The following is a 21,793-nucleotide window of genomic DNA, read 5'->3' as shown; positions in this document are numbered from 1 at the left end:
TTCCCGCACGCAGGTTATCGCAAATTCTGAAGAATAGGCTTTGACCTGCGGAAACGATGCATCTTTACCCGTGTGGTTGTATTTGCGCCCCACGGTAGGTTCTGGAATTATCCTTTCCCAAGCATTCACAAGGAAAGGACATTCCATGCAGACCTACACCGAGCGTCATCGCCACAAATTGCGTTTCGCCCTTGCCGGCGCAGCCCTTGCCGCAGCGGCCGCCTTTTCCTTGGCGGGCTGCGGCGCTACCCAGCAGGCCTCCGGAGGCGCATCGTCGGGCGACGACAAGACGATCACCGTCGCTGCCGTGCCCACGCCCCAGGGCGAGATCCTGGAAAACGCCGTGGCACCCCTTCTCGAGGCGGACGGCTACACCCTCGAGGTAAAGGAATTCACCGACTACGTGCAGCCCAACACGGTGACCGAAGAGGGCGACGTCGACGCGAACTACTTCCAGCACAAGCCCTATCTCGACAACTTCAACGACCAGCAGGGCACCCATCTGGTGGCCGTGGAACCCGTGCACTTCGAGCCCATGGGCATCTACGCCGGCAAGACCGCGTCCCTCGACGCCCTGCCCGACGGCGCGACCGTGGCCGTGCCCAACGATGCCACCAACGAGGCGCGCGCCCTGCTCCTGCTCGCCAAGTCCGGGCTCATCGAGGTCAAGGACCCCACCGACGTGAACACCACCGTCAAGGACATCACGAGCAACCCCAAGAACCTGAAGTTCAACGAACTCGAGGCCGCCAACGTGCCCAACGTCCTGAAGGATGTCGACATCGCCGTCATCAACGGCAACTACGCGCTCGCCGCCGGGCTCAGCGTGAGCAAGGATTCGCTTGCCGTGGAAACCGCCGATTCGGCCGCCGCCCAGACCTACGCCAACTACCTGGTCGTGAAAGAGGGCAACGAGGATGCCGGCAAGACCAAGGAGCTCGAGAAGGCCCTCAACTCCGACGAGGTACGCGACTACATCGTCAACACCTTCGACGGTGCCGTGGTGCCCGTCTTCTAATCGCGAATTTCATCGCGCGCAGCCTGCTGCCGCTTGCAGCGGGCTTTGTCGCGCGTAGCAATTGCACCGATAGGGCGCCGCGCTCGCGCGGCGGATACAAGAGAAAGGGAAGGCCCTATGGCAGACATCGAAGCATTGAGGAAAGCGCCCGTCGCCGTCTTGGGCGGCGGCGCTGTGGGAAAGACCTGCGCGGCCGACTGCGCCCTGGCCGGTCAGGAGGTGCGCATCTGCGATTTGCAGCCCTTCTTCCAGACGACGCTGGCGACGGTTGCGCGCACGGGCATCACCGTGCAGGCCAAGCCGCCCGCAACCCAGTCGAAGTACGGGTTCGAGCGCTTCGGGAAGGCGACGTTCGACCTGGTGACCGATAGCGTCGCCGAAGCGGTGAAGGGCGCCAAGATCATCATCGTGGGCGTGCCGTCGATCGCCCACGAGCCCTTCTTCAAGGAGCTCATCCCTCACCTGGAAGACGGCCAGATCATCCACATCATCCCCGACAACTACGGCAGCCTCAAGCTGCGCAAGCTTATGCGCGAAGCCGGCTGCGACAAGAAGGTCGTCATCGGCGGCTGGTCGAGCGCTCCCTACGGCACGCGCGTCGACACCGAAGGCGGCGTGATGAACGCGCACGTCTCGCTCGTCTACCGTGCGATCACCCTGCGCGGCGCGGCTCTGCCCATGACCGACCAGGACGAATTCCTCGAAAGCACCAAGGCCCTCGGCTGCTTCGACGCCATCACCGAAGGCGACGGCGTGGTGAGCGGTGGCACCGTGCTCGACACGGGCTTTTCCAACGTGAACCCCGTTATCCACGTGCCGGGCACCGTCCTCGGCGTGTCGACGATGGAAAACTTCGGTACCGTGCTGCGCGGCAATATCCACGACTACTCGATTTACAGCCATTCCTTCTGCCCCTCTATTTCGGAAGTGCAGTACGAGTTCTACAACGAGGAAATCGCCCTGGCCAAGGCCATCGGCGTCGGCATTCAGGAGTTCAAGAAGGACGTCTTCTTCCAGCGCACGAGCGTGTTGGGCGAAGAGTACATGGGCGAAGGCTGCACGGTCCCCTTCGAAGAGGAATGGGAAGTGGGCTATGCCACGGGACCCTTCTCCATCTACAACCGCTACGTCACCGAAGACGTGCCGGTGGGCTGCCATGTCTACCATGAACTGGGCAAGAAGTTCGGCGTGAGCACCCCGATCATCGACTCGATGATCGCAATCGCCGGCGTCATGACCCATAAGAATTACTTCGAAACCGGCCTGACGCTCGAGGATCTGGGCATTGCCCATCTGTCGAAGGACGAATTGCTCGACTACCTCAACAACGGCACGTACGTCGAGGCCTAGCTGTGGCGAAGGCGCGCGCGTCTGCCCCATGCCCGTGCGACAAGCGCGGGCGCGGGGCCCTTTGTATGAAAGGAAGGCCATGACCTGGCAAAAAGCCTTGCGCTCTCCCGGCGACCTGGACGACACGTTTACCGTGCCGGCGCATTACGCATCTGGGTTCGCGATCGGCGTGATCGCCGTCGACCTGCGCTATCCCAAACTCCCGGGAAACGTAGCGAACGCGACGACCTTCGCTTTCCCCGTCCTCTATGAACGGGTCGACTTCCCCATCGAGCAGCTCTTTGCGGGCGATTCCGCAATCAAGGGCCCGGTGGTCGAAGCGGCGCGGCGTCTCGAAGCCCAAGGGGTGCGCGCGATCGTGGGGGCCTGCGGCTTCTTCGCGCACTTCCAAGACGATGTGGCGCAGGCGGTAGAGGTCCCCGTCTTCCTTTCGAGCATGCTCCAGCTCCCCTTGGTGGAGCGCAGTTTGCCGGCGCGCCGTCGCGTCCTCGTGCTTACGGCCGACGCGGCAAGCGTCGACGACGCTTTCATTTCCCATATGGGCGGCACGCCCGACCGCTGCCTGGTGTGCAACGTGGGGGACCGCGAGAGCTTTGCGGCGATTCGCTGGGGAGACACGACCTTGGACAACGGGCGGCTAGCGGCCGACCTGCAGAGCCTGGCGGCGCGCGCGTGTGCAGACCATCCCGAAGTGGGCGCGATCCTGCTCGAGTGCAGCGACCTGCCCCCGTACGCGGCGGCGATCCAGGCGGCAACGGGCAGGGCCGTGTTCGACTTCATCACGCTTATCAATTGGGCCCACGCGGCCATGGTGCAGACTCCCTATTACGGCTACTTCTAGAGGCGGTTGCCCCTTCAACGGAGCGGTGTGAAAAGCAACAGAGCTTGAGGGCTCCATTGCCTACACTAGGGCAGATATACGAACGCGCCCCTGTGGGCTTTTGCGTGAAAGGATCGCGATGACGCATGCTTCCGCGGTGGCCGTCTGCCCCGGCTGCCATTTCCACTGCCGTCTCGACCATTACCAGTGCGGGCTGGGGGCCTACCGCTGGGAGCAGTCGCAGAAGGCGGAAGGGGAAACGGGTGCCCCCGCGACGCGCCCGGCTGCGGCCAAGCCCGCAGCCGCCAAGCATCACGCCAATGCTTCTGCCGACGTGCGCATCGAGCACCTGCTCACCGTGCTGCCCCATAAGCTGCGCGCCGCCGCGGGCGAACGCGTCGAAGACAAGCTGCTCTGCGCCGTCATGCGCCGCCGCGGCCTGGCAGCCCCTTCGATCATGGCAAAGCTCCTCTACACCAGCCCGGCGGACCTGCAGCCATCGATCGACGCGCTCGAGAACGCGGGCTACCTGAAGATCGTCGACGTCGAAGGCCGTCCGGGCTTCATGCAACTCACCGCCGAAGGCATGGCCGAAGGCAAGCGCCGCGCCGCCCGCCATGTGGCGGCCTATCGCGATCTCCTGTCCTGCCTTTCCGCTGAAGAGCAAGCCGAGCTCGTCGCCCTCTTGGGCAAGCTGATGGCGGCGACGAAAACGGCCTAGCGCACGGGCGCCCCATTCCCTCCAAAAAAGAATGCCCTGCTTCCCCTTCGGGGAGCAGGGCATTTTCATGCAAGGGAAGGCTCGGGAAACGCAGGGGCCGCTAGGGGCGCTTGGTCCCGCAGCTTACGCAGAAGTTGCCGTCGTTTTCGGTGCCGCACGAGGGGCAGCGCCAGCTTGCGTGTACGGCGCTTTCGGCAGGTGCGGGCGCGACCGGTACCGCGGGGGCTGCGGGGGCGCTCGGCGCAGGGGCGGACGTTTCGGCAGCGGGCGTGCGATACCCTGCCGCAGGGGCGACGGGCTCTGCGGGGGTCGGCGGCACGGACGCAGCGCGCGGGCCGGCCACCGTGTTGCGGATGGCCTGCGTGTCGGTCACCAAGCGTACGAAGAGCAGGGCTCCTTCGAAGATGATGCGGTTGATGAACTGGCCGACGAAGAAGACGAGCGCGCCCAGCAGGATACCCGGCAGGATGAGCAGGGGCGAGCTGAACGACGAAAGGGCCATCCAGCAGGCGAAGACGGCGATGCCCACCGCGGCGATGAGGTTGAGCACCTGCAGGACCTTTTCGATATAGAAATGGTCGAAGTTGAAAAAGCGGCCGAGGGCGCTCGTGCGGCGCGAGGCGTTCTTGCCCAGGAGCATAATGTAGCCTACAACGCAGAGGGCGATGAAAGCGAGAATCGCAATGACGGCGAGAGCGCCGGCAAAAGCGCCTGCTCCAAGCAGAGACGAGCTCGATCCCAACGAGTCAAAGGGGTCGGAATAGTACATAGGAGTCCTTTCTGTTCGGGTATCTTTCAGTGTAGCGCGAACAGCGGGGCTCTCAGGCGGTGCGGGGCATAATGGGCCACGCGGAACAGGGGGAACGCGATGAAGGACGAGAAGGTATTCGCGATGGAATTCGGCCGCGTCTACAAGGCCCTGGTCGCGAAGGCCGAAAAGAAGGGACGCACGCGCGCCGAAGTCGACGCGGCGACGTCGTGGCTGACCGGCTACACGCCGGAGCAGATCGCGGCGGCCGAAGCGGACGGCACCGCCTACGGCGACTTCTTCAGGCAGGAGCCGGAGCCCAACCCGCATCGCGACAAGGTGACGGGCGTTGTATGCGGGGTGCGCGTCGAAGAGGTGGAAGACCTCACGATGCGCGAGATTCGCCGACTCGACAAGCTGGTCGACGAACTCGCCAAAGGCAAGCCGCTCGATACGGTGCTGCGCGCCTAGCGCGTTGGGCAGGCGCCCCTCGTGCGCAAACGAAAAGAACCCCGCGCGTTCGCAGGTGAAGCGGAAGCGCGGGGTTCTCGGCGTAGGGTGGGGTTCCCAAGCGGGTCGATTCGCTAGGCCTCGTAATCGACGTCTTTGCTCTCCCTGATGAAGCAGAGGGCGACGAGCGCGATCACGGCCATGACGCCCAGGTACCAGCCAAGCGCCTGGATGCCGAAGGAGGTGACGAGCGCGGTGGCGATCGTAGGGGCGAACGCGCCGCCGGTCACGGCAGCCAGGTTGTAGGACAGGCCCGATCCGGAGTAGCGCACCTTAGCGGGGAAGAGCTCCGGCAGGTAGGCGCCGCAGGGGCCGAAGAGGGCGCCCATGATGCTGAATCCCACGCAGAGGAAGGCGAGCACGCCGGCGAAGTTCTGGGTGCCGGTGAGCAGCTGCGGGCAGACCAGGCTGAACACGAGCATCGCGGCGGTTGCGGTGTAGAGGGTGCGCTTGCGGCCGAAGCGGTCGGCGGCGAAGCAGCCCACCGCGATGAAGGCGGCGAAGAAGAGGACGGCGAAGAGTTCCATGGACAGGTACTCCGACTGGCTGAAGCCCAGGCTCTTCACGCCGTACGCCAACGACCAGGTGCCGAGCGAGTAGAACAAGGTGTAGGTCACTGAAATGGCGCACATGCCCAGGACGACCTGCTTCCAGTAATGGCGAAGGTCACGCAACGGGGTGCGGGAGGTGCGGTGTTCCGCGGCGGCCTTCTTGTACACCGGCGTCTCGCTCATGCGCAGGCGGATAACCAGCCCCACGATCACGAGCACAGCGGAAAGCAGGAAGGGGATGCGCCAGCCCCAGGCGACCATGACGTCGCTCGAGAGGTTCGTGTCGAGCAGGAGGTTGATGCCGTAGGCCAGGAAGAAGCCGATCGGCGCGCCCATGTTGGGGAAGGCGCCGAAGACCGCGCGTTTGCCGGCCGGGGCGTTTTCGGTTGCGACGAGCGCGGCGCCCGACCATTCGCCGGCAAGGCCGATGCCCTGGCAGGCGCGGCACACGCAGAGCAGGACGACGGCGAGCGTGCCCAGCTGCTCGTAGCCGGGCAGCAGGCCCACGGTGAACGTGGCGATGCCCATCATCATGAGGGCCACGACGAGGGTCTTCTTGCGGCCGAGCTTATCGCCGAAGTGGCCGAAGAGCAGGGAGCCGAAGGGGCGGGCGATAAAGGACACGGCGAAGGTGACGAAGGCCATGATCGTAGCCAGCAGCGGGTCGGACTTGGCAACGTCGGTAAAAAAGATCGTGCCAAAATAGCTGGCGGCGGCGATCGAATAGCAGTAGTTGTCGTAGAACTCGATGGCGGTGCCCACCATCGAAGCGCCCATGACTTCCGCGACGGAATCTCGCTCCTTCGCGGGCGCGCTCATCGCCATCGATCGCGTTGCTGTTGCCGAACTTGACATTTCTCGCTCCTTCCGAGATTGAACCAATCGTCCGGATCCTCGGCGGAGCTTTGCTGCGAACGTAAAAAAGCCAGCGGCTGCACTGCTTGCAGTCGCTGGCTTTCCAGCTCATCGACCGCCCGTCGAGGAAGCACGGGCGGCACATGCGGCTACCCGTGCTAACTAATCACGCTCGTAATCGAAATCAGGGTAACCAGCAGGTTCATGTTTCATCCTTTCGTTCGCCGAGCCCTTTGCTCGACGGCCTTTAGACTAGGACAAGAATCGTTCCTGTCAATGGAACGGTGAAAGGATTCGCTTTTTCGGCGAAGGGACAGTTAGGCAAGCCAACCGAAAGCCATGGAATAATCCCAGGTCAGAGCAGGGAAAAACGGAAGGGGACCCTCATCGGGGTCCCCTTTCGAACACGGGCGCTCCGCGCGTGCGCGCACACAGAGCCTACATATTTCGCGCGCCGGGGGCATTCCCGGCGCGCGCTTGCCGCCTGGGCGGGGCCCGCAGCGCCGAGGGCTCTCACGGGCGCAGGCTCCCGCCGACCGAGAGCGCCGCGTATTCCCGGCTACTTCAACAAGCCGGCCACGTAGGCGGTGATGTCCGAACGGTTGATGATGCCCACCATCTTCCCGTCGCTCGTAACGGGAACCTTCTTCAGGTTCTTGTCGGTGAGGGCGCGGGCCACGTCGGCCATGCTGTCGTGCAGGTCGACCGAGATGACGTTCTTGGTGGCGAGCTCGGTCACGCCCATGCCGAGCAGGTCGTCCACCTTGTGGGAAAACGAGGCGTTGTTGCGTTCGATCACGATCGACCAGGCGCTCGTGAAGCGGGGCACCTGGGTGGCCAGGGTGCGCATGATGTCGCCTTCCGAAATAAAGCCCATCATCTCGCCCGTCGCGTTGAGCACGGGCGCGCCGGAAATGCCCTTGTCGGCGAAAAGCTTGAGGGCGTCGGAAGCCGTCTGGCCGGCATGCAGGACGTAGACGTCGCGATGCATAAGGTCGGCCACGGTGGCCACCGCGCCTGCGGCGCCCTCCTCTTCGGGCACGGGCTGCGGGGCGGGCGCGCCAGGCAGGTCCGACTTCTTCAGCGTCGCGCCGATGGCCAGGCCCGCAACAGCGAGCACGATGGCGAACGCGAAGACCTCGCGCGAGCCGGCGGTGAAGGCGAGCTGGGAGGCGCCGGGGTTCTGCGCCAGGGAAGCGGCCTGACCCGAGGTGAGCAGGCTCGTGGCGATGGCGGTGGCCATGGCACCGAGGACCTGCTGGCCGGTGTTCATGACGGTCGAGCCGTCGGTGTTCAAGCGCGGCGGCAGGGAGGAAAGCGCGTGGGTCTGCATAGGCGACATGGCCAGGGGCACGCCGATCATGCACAGGATGTTGAAGAAGACCACGGCAGCCACCGGCGTGTCCGGCGTGCAGGTGGCGAGCAAAACGGCACCGGCAATCGACAACACGAAACCGGCGATGGCGGGAATGCGCGCGCCCGCTCGGTCGTACAGGCGACCGGCGAAGACGCTCACGATCATGTTGACGATGCCGCCGGGCAGCAGCAGGAGGCCGGCCACGTCGACGGGCAGGCCCATGGCGTTCTGGTAGAACTGGGGCAGAACGTACATGATCGACAAGGTGATGCCGAAGTTGATCATGACGGCGATGGAGCCGCGGGTGAAGCCGCGCGTGGCGAACACGCGCAGGTTGAGGATGGGGGTGTCGCTGGCGAGCTGGCGACGCACGTAGATCGCGAGGGCGATGATGCCCACGACGAACGAGGCGACGACCGGCGCGGAAGCCCAACCCAGGTCGGCGGCCAGGCCGCTGCCCAGCACGAGCCCGCCGAAGCCCAGGCAGGACAGGACGGCCGACGCGGCGTCCACCTTGGGCTTGGTGAGCTCATAGGGGTTCACCAGGAACTTCGCGGCGAAGAAGAGGCCGATAACCAGGAAGACCACGAAGCTGAAGAAGACCCAGCGCCAGCCCAGCGCGGCGATGAGGATGCCCGACAGGGTGGGGCCGATGACGGGCGCGAACATGATGACGAGCGAGGTGGTGCCCATCGCGGCGCCGATCTTGTTGGGCGGAACGACTTCCATGACCATCGCGAACATTAGGGGCAGCACCAGGCCGGTGCCGATGCCCTGGATGCAGCGGCCGACAAGGGCGCCTACGAAGGTCGAGGAAAAGCCGCTGATCAGCGCGCCCACGGCGAAGGCGCCCAGGGCGAACAGGGTGAGCTTGCGCGCCGAGAACCACTTGGTGAGCAGGCTCGAGAAGGGCAGAACCAGGCCGATCACGAGCATGTAGCCCACCACGAGCCACTGCACGATCGAGATGTCGACGCCGAAGGCCACGGAGAGCTGCGGCAGGGCGATGTTGAGCGAGGTCTCGCTGTACATGCCGGTGAAACCGCCCAGGTAGAGGCCCATAAGGGCGAGAATCGGGTGGTCGACGGGCACGTGGGCCTTCGGCATGGGGGATTGTTGGTTCATACGGGTGAAAACCGCCTTTCTCTTGTCTGGCCGGAGCGCCGGCCGCGTTGGTCGGGGCGCAGCACAATAAAGCGGCGCACCCGGGGAGGGTGCGCCGCTTTGCGAAACCGACGGTGCTTGCGGGCGAAAGGCCCGCAGAAAGCATGTCCTTGCCATGATGATGGCGATGGCCATGGGGCCATCGTTCGAAAAGAATATGTGCGCCTAGGAAGCTTGCGGGTATCGATACTAGTGAAAATTCCCTTCCGCTCGTAAGCGCTCGTTCCCCAGCTGCACAAGGTCACCATATTCGGCGCGGCCGCCGAGCGAGGCGCACAGGTCGCGCGCGGCCGGTTAGTCGACGACGGTGTCGTCGATAAGGCGCATGAGCTCCTGCTGGCTGTGCACGCCCGTTTTCCCGTAGATGTGGCGGATATGGGTCTTGGCCGTGCCCTCCGAAATGAAGAGCTTTTCCTGCAGGTAGGCGGCGTTGATCCGGTCGAGGAGGGCCGCGCGCTGGCGTCCATGCGCATCTTCGGGTTCCCGGTGTTTTGCCTGGTGTGCCCGATTGGCCTGTCGTTCGCCATGATCATCCTGGTGTGGCGCTTGTTCGGCGCGGGTGACATCACCTGGTCGGTGATTCTGGTGCCGGCGCTGCTCGTGTTCGAGCTGGTGTTCTTCCGCCAGTGGTGCGGTCTCATCTGCCCGATCTGCGCCTTCCAGAATCTGTTCGGCCGCTTCGCGCGTTCCTTCCGACCGCAGATCGACGATAAGAAGCGCATCGAAACCACCACGGGCAAGGCCTTCAGCAAGTGCGCCATCCTGCTGCTCGACGACGTGAAACCGTCGTGCCTGTTTGACGGGGACGTTCATCGGTACCGTATGCGGTCGCGTGCGGTGAAGGTGAACGATCTGCACCAGATTCTGAACACGATGAAGTCGCAAATCGAGGGCGACGTGTTCGAACGATAACGATTGCGAAGGCTTCGTGCCTTCTTCCGTGGCTCGCCCCGGGTTTTGGCGGTGGGCGTGCCGGCTCCCTCTCTCTTCTTGTGCCGGCGCGTCTGCCGCCTTTTTGCGTCAAGGCGCGGGCGGAACGCGGCGCATGGCCCGGGCGGCTGTCTACTCTTCCAGGGCTGCTGCGGGCGTGCGCCAGTTGCAGGGGTCGGGGGCGGCAAAGGCCTTGATGCCCCCAATGATGATGTCGAGGCCTTCATGGAAGGCTTCCTTGGTGAAGCGCTCTTCGTCCCGGAGCTCCCATGGCTCCTTGGCCGGGGCGATTGCCGCGTTGTTCTCTTCCTCTTCGGACACGAGGTTCCAGCAGGCAGGGTCGATGAACCCCGACATATAGGACACGGTGGTGCGGAAGAACTGCGTATGCACGGCGTCGGGCATGCCCTGCGTGTGAAATATCCGATAGTAATCGTCGTTGTGCGCTTGCGGCCAGCGTCCGACGATGCGATAGCGCATGAGGCGGATGTGAGGATGGGCCAAGCTTTGCGCGCGCATAGATTCGCAGATGCGGTGAGCCGTGTCCACCCAGTGCTCGCCGGGGATGGAGCTCGTGTCGAGCTCTTCTTGCGCTCTATGCAGCACGGCGCGAAGCAGGTCGTCTTTCGATTTGAAATAGGAGTACACGCCCATTGCGCTCATGCCGAGCTCGTCGCCGAGCGCGCGCATGGAAAACCCGTCGTATCCCACCGCGTCGACGAGTTCGAAGGCTATGTCTATGATCTCCTCACGCGAATGCGAAGGTTGTCGCGTTGCGGCCATATGCTCTCGCTTTCTCTCCGTGCTAATAATAACGAGCAGTGTGCCGATCGTGTGGGAAAAACCACGAAATGCTAAGGCAGTGAGCAAGGAAGCACATTTGCGGGACGCCGGGGCGGGGCGCGGTATCATGGCCCCGTACTGCATCGTTTAGGGGAGGAACGCACATGGATCCCGAACGTCTCGCTCGCGTCGTGCAACTGCGCCACGAACTCCACGCCCATCCCGAGCTCTCGCTGCGTGAGAAGGAGACCAAGCGCCGTCTCCTCGCCTTCTTGCAGGAGAACACACGTCATCTCGACATCGTCGATCCCGGCGACCGGTTCTTCTATGTGCGCTACACCCCCTCAGATCCCGTGTGCGCCGCCAAACCCGCTCTCGCCTTCCGCGCCGATTACGACGCTTTGCCCATCTGCGAGGACCTTGACCTCGCGTGGAATTCGACGAATCGCGGCGTGTCGCACAAGTGCGGCCACGACGGGCACGCCGCCTCGCTTGCCGGGTTCGCGCTCGAGCTCGACGCGCGCGGGGCGGACCAGCCGGTCGTGCTCATCTTCCAGGGCGCCGAAGAAATCGGCGAGGGCGCCAAGGTCGCCTGCAAGATCCTCGAACCCCAGGGCGTGAGCGAGGTCTACGCGATGCACAACTGGTCGAAGATGGAGCGCGGCACGGTCAACCTGGTCGACGGGGCCACGATGCCCGCCTCGGAAGGCCTGTCGCTGTTCTTCGCGGGCAAGACCTCGCATGCGGCGGAACCGGAAAACGGCATCAATCCCGCGCAGGCCATAGCAGCGCTCGTTGCCGCCCTGCCCGGTTTCGAACGCGATGCGGCGCACGGCGGTTACGCGATGATCACGGTCGTGCAGATTTCGGTGGGCTCACCCAATTTCGGCGTGAATCCGGGCGACGGCGTCGTGCGTCTCACCCTGCGCGCTCAGCAGGACGCTGACCTGCGCGCCCTCGAGACGAGCGTGCGCACCCGCGCCGAGCAGCTCGCCGCGGGCGCGGGCCTTTCCTTGCGTGCCGAGCTTTCCGACGTGTTTCCGGCCACGGTGAACAGCAAGGCCTGCGCCGACAAGGTGCGTGCGGCGGCCGAGGCGGCCGGGCTTGTTTGGCATACCCTGCCTGATCCCTCGCCCGTGCGCGCCTCCGAAGACTTCGGCTACTACGAGCAGGTGGTGCCCGGCTGCCTGTTCTACCTGGGTAACGGCTTCGACTACCCCGACGTGCACACCCAGGCTTTCGACTACGTGGACGACAACATTTCCCGCGCGGTCGACGTCTTCGCCCAGCTCGCCCACCTGAACTAGCGACCGTTCTGCGCGTGCGCCGCTCCCCGGGGGCTCGGCGCACGCGCCTTAGGCGCCCCAGAAGTCGCGGATGAGGTCGCCGCGATTGGCCTGTTCGGTCTTTTTCAGGATGTTGTGCACGTGCACCTTCACGGTGGAAGGCGCCAAGGTGAGCTCGCTTGCGATGTTCTGGTTGTCTTTGCCCAGCACGATGAGGCGAAGGACCTCGCTTTCGCGCTTGGACAGACCGTGCATTTCCACGTAGCGCGGCAGGACGCGGTTGATTGAATCTTCCACCATCTCGTCGTCGCGCGCCGGCGGCTTCTCGTAACGCAGCTGCAGCTCTTTAGAACAGGCGCGCATCACGGATATGGCGAGCACGACGAAGAGAAGGTTTTCGGCGAAGCTGCGCTCGGCGAAGAAGCGGAAGGCCTGGTTGGCGGTTTCGGGATCGAAGACGAGCTGCACGTAGACGTTTTCGACGGTAATGAGCACCACAATCCCCAGGCAGACGAGGAACCCCTTGCAGTACTTGCGCATCACGTTGTAGACGGCGCTTTCCTTGTTGGCCGTGCGATAGCGGACCGCGATGAGGACGGCCATGAGGAACAGGGCGGCCTCGCGTCCGGAAAAGAACATGAACTCGCGGACGCGCGGTTCGCTGAGCAGGAAGAGCGACCCGACCGACCAGACGAGGTAGAGCACCGTGGGCGCCCATTTGGCAACCGCCCGCTTCTCGCTGATGAACTGGCACACGGTTAGCCAGAGGAAGGCGAGCAGGAAGCCGCCGGTGACGGTGAGGGCTGCCGGGTTGCTGATGTCCCAAAAGGTGTCGCTCGTGAGCTCGATGTTGGGCGCCACGAAGTCGTGTTGGAAGACGAGGGCGACGTCGAAGAAGTAGGAGAGCATCGTGGCGGCGGCAAAGGCAAACGACTTTCGGTGCGAGACGAAATAGGCCGAAACGCTCGTTGCCGCAGCGATGGTGACGATGAGCATGATCGTCAACGTGTAGTAGAAGAGCACATCGTACATGCCCGGCATCTCCTCATAGCCTATGGGCTGCCCCCGCCCGTCTCGCCGCCCGGCTGGGCGCTTGCCCGAACGAGCGAGCGCGGGGCGTCTCCCTCATGCGCCTGCGACCTGCGGTTTATTGAAGGTTTAGGCGCCTTCCTCCCGTGAATACATACGAATTATAGCCAAGCGGGCAGGTGGTTTACACCTTCCTATCTCCCTCGGTCCGCGGGGATACTCCAAGGCGTTGGGAGCGGCCGCGCCTATGACGGTCGCTCGGAATGCGCGGCAAGGGGAGTTGCCGCGCGCGCCTGCGGCCGCCGACCGCGGGTGGGAAAGGAAAAGGAGGAAGCCCCATGGCAGAGGCAGCAGCAGCGGCGATCGAGACGCCGCCGAAAGTCGATGAGGGCAAGAAGAAAAAGAAGAAGTTCTCGTTCCCGTCGGCTTTCACCATTCTGTTCGCGGTCACGCTGATCGCGGCGGTGTGCACCTGGTTCGTGCCCGCCGGCCAGTATTCGAGCCTGATGTACAACGCGGAATCGGGCACGTTGGAGATGACGTCTCCCGAAGGCGACGTGCAGGAGCTCGACGCCACGCAGGAGACCCTCGACAGCCTGGGCGTGTCGATCGACATCAACCAGTTCACGAGCGGCGCCATCACCAAGGCCGTTTCGATCCCCGGCACCTATGAGAGCCTCGATCAGAAGCCCTACAGCCTGGCCGACGTTCCCTACGCGATGGTCTACGGCGTGGTCGACTCGATCGACGTGATGGTATTCATCCTGTGCCTGGGCGGTCTGATCGGCGTGGTCAAAGCGACCGGCGCCTTCGAATCGGGCCTGGCCCAGCTCACCAAAAAGACCAAGGGCCGCGAGTTCCTGCTCGTTTTCGGCGTGTCCGCCTTCATGATCTTCGGCGGTACGATGTGCGGCCTCGAAGAGGAAGCGGTGGCCTTCTACCCGATTCTCGCTCCGGTGTTCCTGGCCTTGGGCTACGACTCGATCGTGGTCGTGGGCGCCGTGTTCATGGCGAGCTCGGTGGGCACCACGTTCTCGACGGTCAACCCCTTCTCGGCGGTTATCGCCTCGAACGCCGCCGGCACCGTGTTCACCGAAGGCCTCGACGTGCGCCTCTTTTGCTTGATCGTCGCGTCGATCGTCTACCTGTTCTACCTGCATTGGTATTCCAAGAAGGTCAAGCAGGACCCGACCTTCAGCTATTCCTATGAAGACCGTGAAGAGTTCGAAGCCCAGTGGAAGATCGAAGGCGACACCAACGTGGCCGACTTCGACGCCCGCCGCAAGATCGTGCTCGTCATCTTCGTCGCTGCCTTCCTGATCATGATTTACGGCGTCATGAGCCTGGGTTGGTGGTTCCCGCAGATGGCGGCCGAGTTCCTGACCCTATCGATCATCGTCATGTTCATCGGTGGCATGGGCAAGAAGGGCATCGGCGAGACCAAGATGGTCGACGCCTACTCCGACGGCGCCTCGAGCCTCGTTCCCGTGTCCTTGATCATCGGCCTGGCACGCGGCGTGAACTACATCCTCAACACCGGCCTGATTTCCGGCACTATGCTCAACGCGGCGTCGAATTTCGTCAACGGCATGAGCGGCCCGATCTTCATCGTCGGCCTGATGTTCGTGTTCTTCCTGCTCGGTTTCGTCATTCCCTCTTCGAGCGGTCTGGCCGTGCTCTCGATGCCTATTTTCGCCCCGCTGGCGGACACCGTGGGCATCCCCCGCTGGATCATCGTCGCTGCCTACCAGTTCGGCCAGTACGCGATGCTCTACATCGCCCCGACCGGCTTGATCATGGCTACCTTGCAGATGTTGCACATGAAGATGTCCGACTGGTTCAAGTTCGTATGGCCCATGATGGTGTTCACCTTCGTGTTCGGTGCCATCGTCCTGTCGGTCTGCACCGTGGTCTTCCACGTGTAGGCATCACCTCTCGATACCGTTCACGCGCTTTCCTTCTTGTGCGCGTGCGGCTTGCGCAAACGGCGCCGCTTCCCGAGCGGCGCCGTTTTTCGTGCAACAAGGCCCCGGGTGCTGCCGTGGGGACGCTGTTGCAGGGGCGTGCCGCTGAAGCCAGGAGGCAGCGGCTCTGCGCCGCCGCCTGGCTCGTTAGGGTTGCGCCATGTTCTCGGCGAGGTTGAGTTCGCCTACGACCGAACGAGCTGATTCGATGAAGGCGCGGGTGGCGAACGATGACTTGGGGTAGGACTTCACCGCGAGCGCGATCGTGCGCCGGGTGGGGATTTCGGGTTTTAGCCGCACGAGCTTGAAGGGATTGTCGCGCAGCATGAGCTCGGGGAATACCCCGTAGCCCAGCCCGCGACTCACCATGCCCATGACCGCATAATCGTTGTCCATCTCGAAGCGCACGTTGGGCACCACGCCGTGCCGCTCGAAGAGGGCGTCCATTTCGGTGTGGGAATCGTTGCGCACCTTGATGTAGGGCTCCTGCGCCAAGGCTTCGGCGGGGAAGAACTCCTTGTGGGCGAGCGGGTGGTCTTCGGGCACGACGATGAAGAGGGGGTCGAGCGAAAGCGGAATCGTGTAGAAGTCGCGCACCGATGGCTCGATGAGGAAGCAGCAGTCGAATTCGCCGTTTTGCACCGCGTCTTCCATTTCGTCCTGTTCTTCGAAGCAGGTGACGTCGAGCTTGATGTGCGGGTGGTCTTCCATGAAGCGCACGAAGACGTCGGGCAGCCAGTGGATGGCGACGCTTGCGAACGAGGCGATGCGCACGTCGCCGATTTCCAGGTTGCGCATTTCGCGCAGCTTCACTTCGAGCGCACTTTCGTCGTTGACGATGTCAAGCACCCAGGGGAGGAGCGTCCGCCCCTCTTCGGTGAGCTGTGCGCCGGTGCGCCCGCGGTGGAAGAGGGTGACGCCCATCTCCTTTTCGAGGGACGAAATCATATAGCTCACGCCCGCCTGCGTGTAGCCCAATTCTTCGGCAGCCTCCTTGAAACTGCCCAATTTTGCAGCCTTTGTGAACGCGATAAACTTCGAATCCATGCTGACCTCGATGTATAAGAAACCCTTTATCTAATCCAAAACACTCAAGATTTTATTTAACCTTCTCGGTCCGTAGTATAGCCATCGCACTACATAAGAAGTAATCGAATCGCAATCGAAACACAGCAGTCGAGAAAGCGGAGAGTGGAGGTAAAGGTGCTCAACAAAACGTGGCCGTTCGTTCTTTTCATCGTGCTCGAAACCGTCATCTACGGTGCGGGCAACGTCGTGATGAAGCTTGCCTATGACGGGATTACCCCGCTGTGGTGCACCGCGCTGCGTTTCGGTATCGCCTTCGCCGTTCTCATGCTTGTCTTCGGCAAGCGTACCGTGCGCATGGTGAAAAGCTCTCCTGCGAAGAGCTGGCTGCCCGCCGGCATCGCCATGACCTTCTGCTATATCTTCTGCAGCCTGTCGGTGAACATGACAAGCGCCACCAACGCAGGCTTCTTCATCGCCCTGCCCATGCTCTTCGCGCCCTTCATCGCGCTCGGCCTGCTCGGCAAGCGCTACACCAAGCTCACCGCTCTCCTTCAGGTGGCCGTGGTCTGCGGGCTCTACCTTCTCACCTGCGGTGGCGGCAGCGCTTCCTTCGGCTTGGGCGAACTCATCGGCCTGGGCAGCTCGGCCTGCTCGGCCCTCGCGCTCGTCCTTTCCGAACGCAGCCTGAAGGACGCCGACGCCATGGGCTTCACCACGATGCAGATCGGCGTGACCTTCGCGGGCTCTCTGGTGGCCGCCCTCGTCGGCGAACCCCTGCCCGACTTCCAGGACGTGCCCGCGCTCAGCTGGGGCTGCACCGCCTTCCTCGCGTTGGCTGGCACCTGCCTGGCCCTGGGCCTGCAGAACGTGGCCTTGGGCAAGGTCTCTTCGGTCACCGCTTCGGTCATCCTCTGCGCTGAGCCGGTCATCACGGCCATCATCTCGGCCTTCGTCCTCAGCGAGGCGCTTGGTGCGGTGGGCACCGTGGGCGCTGTCATGATCGTGGCCTGCACGGTGGCCGCATCGATGGAAGACAAGATCGCCGCCGCTTTCGCGAATCGCAAGCGTCCGGCCGTTTCGGCTTCGGTGCCGCAGATTACCTTCCCGTCGACGACGGCGTCTTTTCCCGAAGGCACGATTCCGGCTGCGATCGTCTACCAGCGCGCCGCCTAGCCGGTACGCTTGCGGGCCTGCTACTGCTTCCTGTCGGCCCGGCGGCGTGCGGCGCGTTCGTGTTGCTGGGCGCGGAATTCCTCAATCGCCTTTGCGGCGTTCGCGCGGGCGGATTGGGCGGCTTCGCCCATCGCGACGGCGGCCTGCTTGGCAACCGGGGTGACCGCGTCGACCATGGCGCCTTGCACGGTGCCCGCAAGGATGCCGGTAAGGAAGTCGGTCATCGACTTGCGGTCCTCGTCATCGAGCGAATTCACCGATCCGAGCATCTTGACGATGCCCTGTGCTCCGTTGGCGAACATGTCGTCGACCTTGTCGATGCCGGCGGCTGAAAGCTCGCGGTAGAGGTTGTCGAGCAACTTCTTGCGGCCTGCTAAATCGTGGGTGAGAATGAGCCGGTCGAAGGCTTCGTTGACCGGCTGACTGCCCATGGGCAGCTGGGCTCCGCGCACGAAACTGCCGCGCATGACCTGCCATTCCATCGCGGAATGCTGCATGACGCCCGTACCCGACGATTTGATGACGACGGCGGGCACCACGTGGCTGAACAGGGCGCCCACGACGCTGTATTCGGGCGTGAACAGGCGCACGCGGTCGGCGATCGTGTTCAACAATTCGAGCGGGACGACGCGCCCCTCGAAGCCGGGGGAATCGTTGCACCACACCTCGATGATACGGTCGCGCACGGCGTCTTCGCAGGTTGCAGCCGCGAAAGCCGCCAGGTTGCCGCCTTTCGAATGGCCGCCTACGCGCAGGGGCCCGCTTATGTGGGCGGCGGCCCGCTCAAGAAAGAGGAGGGCGTCCTCTTGGGCGGGCACCACCCGATAGCTGATTTCGCAGTCTTCTAGCCAGCCCACAAGCGTGCCGTCGGTGCCCTCGAAGCTCACGTAGGCGGTGCCGTCGGGCAGTTCGGCCACGAACGCTCCGAACTGCTCGTGCCGTTCGGCGTCGTAGATGCGCGATGCGCAGGACAGTTGCACGGTGGAAAAGCGCTTGCCCGCGTGGGCGGCGCGGTAGAAGAGCTCGGCGGTTTGGGGCGAAATCAGGGCGCCCAGGTCGACGGGGTTGCGCGCATCGTGCGCTTTGCCGAAGAGGCGTGCCGCTTCGGCAAGCGGGATGCGGCTTGGCAGGCCTTCGGGCGTTCCCTCGGCTGCGTCGGCAGCGGGTGGGGCGGGCACGACCCCGGTGAGGTCGAGGTAGGCCAGCTGGGCGAGGATGAGGTTGTCGACCTCATTGAAGGGGATGACGTCGAACCCCAAGTCACCGTACCAGTCGAGATAGTCGAGCATGTTCGCCATATGCGCCCCTCTCGCCGCATCCGCTTCGATGGCTCCATTGTAGGGGCCGGGCGCGGGGCGCGGTTGCAAGCGTTGTCAAAGCGATACGCGGGGGCGTCGTCCCCGACCGACGTCTTGCGATTGTCTGCCTGCCACCGCCGGCCCGCCGCCATCGTCTTCCCGCTACCGGCCGGCCCGCGCCGCCCTTACGCGATCGAGCTCGTGAGGTAGGCGTAGAGGTCGTCGCGCACGGGCTCGTCGAGCTCGTAGCCGATTTCAACCGCCTGTTTGCTCGTGTTCGGCATCGTGAAAGCGCGGTAGCTCTGGGTGGGGTGCATGGTGCCCAGGAAGTAGAACTCCTTGCCCTCTTTGTCCTCCTTGTTCTTGCGCACGAATAGAAAGGTGCGCATCCCGTTGCCCGGCCAGGCTTTCAAGCGCATGATTTCCGGCGATTCAAGGGTGCGCGGCTGCTTGGAGATGGCGGTGAGGAATCTCGGCGACGTGAATCGGTCCTCGTATTTGATGGTATCGCTGATCGCCGGGTCTTTCTCGTAGTTGATGAAGACGGCGAAGGTGTTGGTGGGAGCGTCGTAGCGGTACCCGCCGATGTTCTGGGCGTTTACGTTGGTCTCCCAGCCGAGCAGACGGCATGCGTCCTCGTAGGTGTATTTGGCGCCGAGCACGAGGTCGGTGCCGGCGTAGGGCTCTGCATAGTCGCGCGACCAGCGCGCGAGCCCGAAGTTAAGGGTCTCTTCCAGCTGATCGCAAAAGGCGTCGTTGGCAAGCGCCTCTTCGAAGGCCGCGGTCGGCGCGAGACTCCCGTCCGGTCTGAGCTCGAAGAGGGCGGGGCTTTTCTTGTCGAAACGCCCGGAAAGCACGCCCGCAGCCGATGCGGGGCAGGCGGCGGCCCGCTCGGACGCCTTGGCGCAGGCGGCTTCGGCCGCTCTTCGTTCGGCGGGCGGAGCGCAGGTGCCAGCCGCATTCCCGCGTCGGCTGCGGGCCGCGTCGAGCGCCCGCTTGAGCAGGACCAGCTCGTCGGCTCGTTTGCCGTTGGCAATCTTACGCGAGACGAATGCAAGGATGTCGCTGGCGCTTTTGTCCAACGTCCCGTGGTAAGCGGGCTCGTACTTCGCAAGGAAGGCGTGGTAGGACGTGAACCTTTGGAAGATGAGCAGGGGATCGACTGCATGGGCCGCATCGAAATCGGATAGGCGGGGGATCCCGCCGAGTTCGCGCTTGAGTCGTTCGTATTCGCCGCGCAGGAGCTTGACGCTCGAAAATTTCCCGCCATCGATCGCGCGGAAGATGCGCTCTTCCGAAATGCGGTCGAAGCTCACGGTCGAAGCGCCCGGCAGCACGGCGGCGCTGCTCTTCACCAGCTTGCGCAGGGTGTCCTTGTTGTAGGTGCGGTCGCCGGTAAGCGCGACGGGCACCAAGAAGTTCGACCGGTAGTTGCCGATGAAGTCGAGCACGAGCGTGTAGGTTTTGCCCGGGTGCTTGCGCAGGCCGCGCCCTAGCTGCTGCACGAAGATGATCGCCGAATCGGTGCGACGCAGCATGACGATCTGGTTGAGGCAGGGTATGTCGATGCCCTCGTTGAAGAGGTCGACGGTGAACAGGTACGCGAGCCTGCCGGCTTCCAGGTCTTCGATCGCCCGCTCGCGCGCCGCGTCGCCGTCAGCGCCCGAAAGGGCCTGCGTCCGGTAGCCGAGGGCGTTGAACTTGGCGGAGAGGGTCTGGGCTTCGGCGATGCGGTTGCAGAAGACGAGCCCGTGTCTTTCCTGCCCGATCGAGTACGTCTCGATCTGCCGCACGATGTGCCGCACGCGTTCGTCGGACGTGAGCCGGGCGAACAGCGAGGGGTCGTCGACCGTTTGGTCGTCGATGGCCAAATCGGCGATGCCGAAGTAGTGGAAGGGCGCCAGCATGTCGTTTTCCAGGGCGTCCTGCAAGGTGATGCGGTAGGCGATCTGGTTGTCGAACAGGTCGTAGACGTTGACGCCGTCGGTGCGTTCGGGCGTGGCGGTCATCCCCAGGCAGAAGCCGGGAGTGAAATAGTCCAGCACTTTCAGGTAGCCGGCGGCGCCCGTGCGGTGGGCTTCGTCGATGATGAGGTAGTCGAAGGCGTCGGGTGCGAAGTCGTCGAGATGGCGGCTCAGGGTGCCGATCATTGCGAATACGCAGGTCGCGTGCACCTCGCGCGCGCCGCCGCGGTAGAGGCCGTAGGTGTAGCGGTCGCCGAGCACGCGTTCGAAGCTCTTCATGGATGCGGTGAGGATGCGGGACGTGTGGGCGATGAAGAGCACGCGTGCGGGACGCTGGGCGGCTACCTCGAAGGCGGCCAGGTAGGTTTTTCCCGTGCCGGTGGCCGAAACGAGCAGGGCGCGCCGCGCATCGCGGCTGTGGAGGGCGGAAAGCGCTTCGAGCGCATGGGCCTGCATGTCGTTGGGCACGATACCGCCGACGCTTTGCGGCGCGCCGTTTGCGGCCGTGCGGTAGGTGGCGGGTCGCACGGCCGAAGGGGTGGGGCGTTCTTGGACGTAGGCGCGGTAGCCTGCCAGCCATTCCGCCGTCAGCGGCACGGTGCAGGGGGACTCCCACAGGCGGTCGAACTCCTCGCGCGAGCGCTGGAACATATCGCCGCCTTCGAAGGAGTGGAAGAGGACGTTCCATTCCTTATTGCAGGTGAGCGCCGTCTGGGTGAAGTTCGAGCTGCCCACGATGACGGTGCCCAGGTCCCGGCTCTGGAAGAAGTAGCCTTTCGCGTGCATGCTGCCTTGGTAGACGCGCACATCGATGTTGTCGAAGGACGCGAGCTTTTCCAGGGCTTCGGGATCGTTGAAGTTCTGGTAGGTCGAGGTGAGGAAACGACCGGGAACGCCGCTTTCCTCAAGGGCCACGAAGGCGTTCAACAGCGATTCGACGCCGCCCTTGGTGACGAAGGCGACCGAAAAATCGAATCGGTCGCAGGTATCCAGGTAGGAGATGAGCGTCTCGCGCAAGTTGGTGCCGCGCGATTGGTCGTTCACCACGAAGCGCGCATCGTAGCGCTCGTCGTGGGGGACGTCGGCGTCGATGAAGCTCGCGGTGAGGCTTTCGCCCAGGCGCACACGGGCGTATTCGGTGCCGCCACCGGCAGGTTTGAAGCTGGTCTCGTCAGTGGGGCTGCCTAGGGCGGCGTATTCCGCCCCGTGAGGCGCGGGGGCGCGTGCGGGCGTGTCGGCCATG

The 21,793-nt window shown here is 63.8% G+C and carries 18 protein-coding genes; 9 read left to right on the top strand and 9 right to left on the bottom strand.

Annotated features, from left to right (window positions below):
* Positions 1-145: 145 nt before the first annotated feature.
* The 4 genes from BN3270_RS05040 (at position 146) to BN3270_RS05025 (ending at position 3,909) form a co-directional block, all read left to right on the top strand.
* Positions 146-1,018, top strand: coding sequence for a MetQ/NlpA family ABC transporter substrate-binding protein (locus tag BN3270_RS05040; RefSeq protein WP_058986067.1), 873 nt, complete (start codon positions 146-148; stop codon positions 1,016-1,018).
* Between the two features lie 117 nt (positions 1,019-1,135).
* Positions 1,136-2,368, top strand: a complete 1,233-nt coding sequence (locus BN3270_RS05035; protein WP_058986066.1) for an NAD/NADP-dependent octopine/nopaline dehydrogenase family protein — start codon at positions 1,136-1,138, stop codon at positions 2,366-2,368.
* A 79-nt stretch (positions 2,369-2,447) separates the two neighbouring features.
* Positions 2,448-3,209 (top strand): aspartate/glutamate racemase family protein, encoded by a 762-nt coding sequence (locus BN3270_RS05030; protein WP_058986065.1) that lies wholly within the window; start codon positions 2,448-2,450, stop codon positions 3,207-3,209.
* A gap of 118 nt (positions 3,210-3,327) precedes the next feature.
* On the top strand, positions 3,328-3,909 hold the full coding sequence (locus tag BN3270_RS05025) for a MarR family winged helix-turn-helix transcriptional regulator (protein WP_058986064.1): 582 nt from the start codon (positions 3,328-3,330) through the stop codon (positions 3,907-3,909).
* A 100-nt stretch (positions 3,910-4,009) separates the two neighbouring features.
* Here BN3270_RS05025 and BN3270_RS05020 read toward each other — a convergent pair whose 3' ends face one another.
* Entirely contained in the window at positions 4,010-4,678 is a 669-nt protein-coding gene (locus BN3270_RS05020; RefSeq protein WP_058986063.1) for a DUF4282 domain-containing protein, read from the bottom strand.
* 99 nt (positions 4,679-4,777) lie between these two features.
* Here BN3270_RS05020 and BN3270_RS05015 point away from each other — a divergent pair, with 99 nt between their 5' ends.
* Positions 4,778-5,128 (top strand): DUF2200 domain-containing protein, encoded by a 351-nt coding sequence (locus tag BN3270_RS05015; RefSeq protein WP_058986062.1) that lies wholly within the window; start codon positions 4,778-4,780, stop codon positions 5,126-5,128.
* 113 nt (positions 5,129-5,241) lie between these two features.
* Here the strand turns inward: BN3270_RS05015 and BN3270_RS05010 are convergent, their stop codons facing one another.
* From BN3270_RS05010 to BN3270_RS09675, 3 genes are all read right to left on the bottom strand, one after another.
* On the bottom strand, positions 5,242-6,573 hold the full coding sequence (locus BN3270_RS05010) for an MFS transporter (RefSeq protein WP_058986061.1): 1,332 nt from the start codon (positions 6,571-6,573) through the stop codon (positions 5,242-5,244).
* A gap of 559 nt (positions 6,574-7,132) precedes the next feature.
* Positions 7,133-9,055 carry an MDR family MFS transporter gene (locus BN3270_RS05005; protein WP_082673367.1) on the bottom strand — a complete coding sequence of 641 codons (1,923 nt, stop codon included), beginning with the start codon at positions 9,053-9,055 and terminating at the stop codon, positions 7,133-7,135.
* 333 nt (positions 9,056-9,388) lie between these two features.
* Positions 9,389-9,469, bottom strand: coding sequence for a hypothetical protein (locus tag BN3270_RS09675; RefSeq protein WP_271711984.1), 81 nt, complete (start codon positions 9,467-9,469; stop codon positions 9,389-9,391).
* On the opposite strand from BN3270_RS09675, the gene BN3270_RS09670 reads away from it, so the two are divergent.
* On the top strand, positions 9,470-10,006 hold the full coding sequence (locus tag BN3270_RS09670; protein ID WP_058986059.1) for a 4Fe-4S binding protein: 537 nt from the start codon (positions 9,470-9,472) through the stop codon (positions 10,004-10,006).
* A 150-nt stretch (positions 10,007-10,156) separates the two neighbouring features.
* Here BN3270_RS09670 and BN3270_RS04995 read toward each other — a convergent pair whose 3' ends face one another.
* A complete protein-coding gene (locus BN3270_RS04995; protein ID WP_058986058.1) occupies positions 10,157-10,807 on the bottom strand; it encodes a TetR/AcrR family transcriptional regulator in 651 nt (216 codons plus the stop codon).
* Positions 10,808-10,971: 164 nt separating this feature from the next.
* On the opposite strand from BN3270_RS04995, the gene BN3270_RS04990 reads away from it, so the two are divergent.
* Positions 10,972-12,114: a M20 metallopeptidase family protein gene (locus BN3270_RS04990; protein WP_058986057.1), complete on the top strand. Its 1,143-nt coding sequence runs from the start codon at positions 10,972-10,974 to the stop codon at positions 12,112-12,114.
* A gap of 48 nt (positions 12,115-12,162) precedes the next feature.
* Here the strand turns inward: BN3270_RS04990 and BN3270_RS04985 are convergent, their stop codons facing one another.
* Positions 12,163-13,125 (bottom strand): helix-turn-helix domain-containing protein, encoded by a 963-nt coding sequence (locus BN3270_RS04985; protein ID WP_058986056.1) that lies wholly within the window; start codon positions 13,123-13,125, stop codon positions 12,163-12,165.
* Positions 13,126-13,460: 335 nt separating this feature from the next.
* On the opposite strand from BN3270_RS04985, the gene BN3270_RS04980 reads away from it, so the two are divergent.
* On the top strand, positions 13,461-15,047 hold the full coding sequence (locus BN3270_RS04980) for a YfcC family protein (RefSeq protein WP_058986055.1): 1,587 nt from the start codon (positions 13,461-13,463) through the stop codon (positions 15,045-15,047).
* Between the two features lie 186 nt (positions 15,048-15,233).
* On the opposite strand, the gene BN3270_RS04975 is transcribed toward BN3270_RS04980, so the two are convergent.
* Entirely contained in the window at positions 15,234-16,133 is a 900-nt protein-coding gene (locus tag BN3270_RS04975) for a LysR family transcriptional regulator (RefSeq protein ID WP_058986054.1), read from the bottom strand.
* A 156-nt stretch (positions 16,134-16,289) separates the two neighbouring features.
* Between BN3270_RS04975 and BN3270_RS04970 the strand changes: the two genes are divergently transcribed.
* Entirely contained in the window at positions 16,290-17,288 is a 999-nt protein-coding gene (locus BN3270_RS04970) for a DMT family transporter (RefSeq protein WP_167551318.1), read from the top strand.
* Between the two features lie 20 nt (positions 17,289-17,308).
* On the opposite strand, the gene BN3270_RS04965 is transcribed toward BN3270_RS04970, so the two are convergent.
* Together BN3270_RS04965 and BN3270_RS04960 are read right to left on the bottom strand one after the other, a co-directional pair.
* On the bottom strand, positions 17,309-18,586 hold the full coding sequence (locus BN3270_RS04965) for an Mbeg1-like protein (RefSeq protein WP_058986052.1): 1,278 nt from the start codon (positions 18,584-18,586) through the stop codon (positions 17,309-17,311).
* Between the two features lie 185 nt (positions 18,587-18,771).
* Positions 18,772-21,792, bottom strand: a complete 3,021-nt coding sequence (locus BN3270_RS04960) for a DEAD/DEAH box helicase (RefSeq protein WP_058986051.1) — start codon at positions 21,790-21,792, stop codon at positions 18,772-18,774.
* Position 21,793 lies beyond the last annotated feature (1 nt).

This window comes from Hugonella massiliensis (genome assembly GCA_001486445.1).
Taxonomy (GTDB): domain Bacteria; phylum Actinomycetota; class Coriobacteriia; order Coriobacteriales; family Eggerthellaceae; genus Hugonella; species Hugonella massiliensis.
The sequence above is the reverse complement of the archived record's forward strand: the minus strand, read 5'-3'. Positions and strand labels throughout refer to the sequence as shown.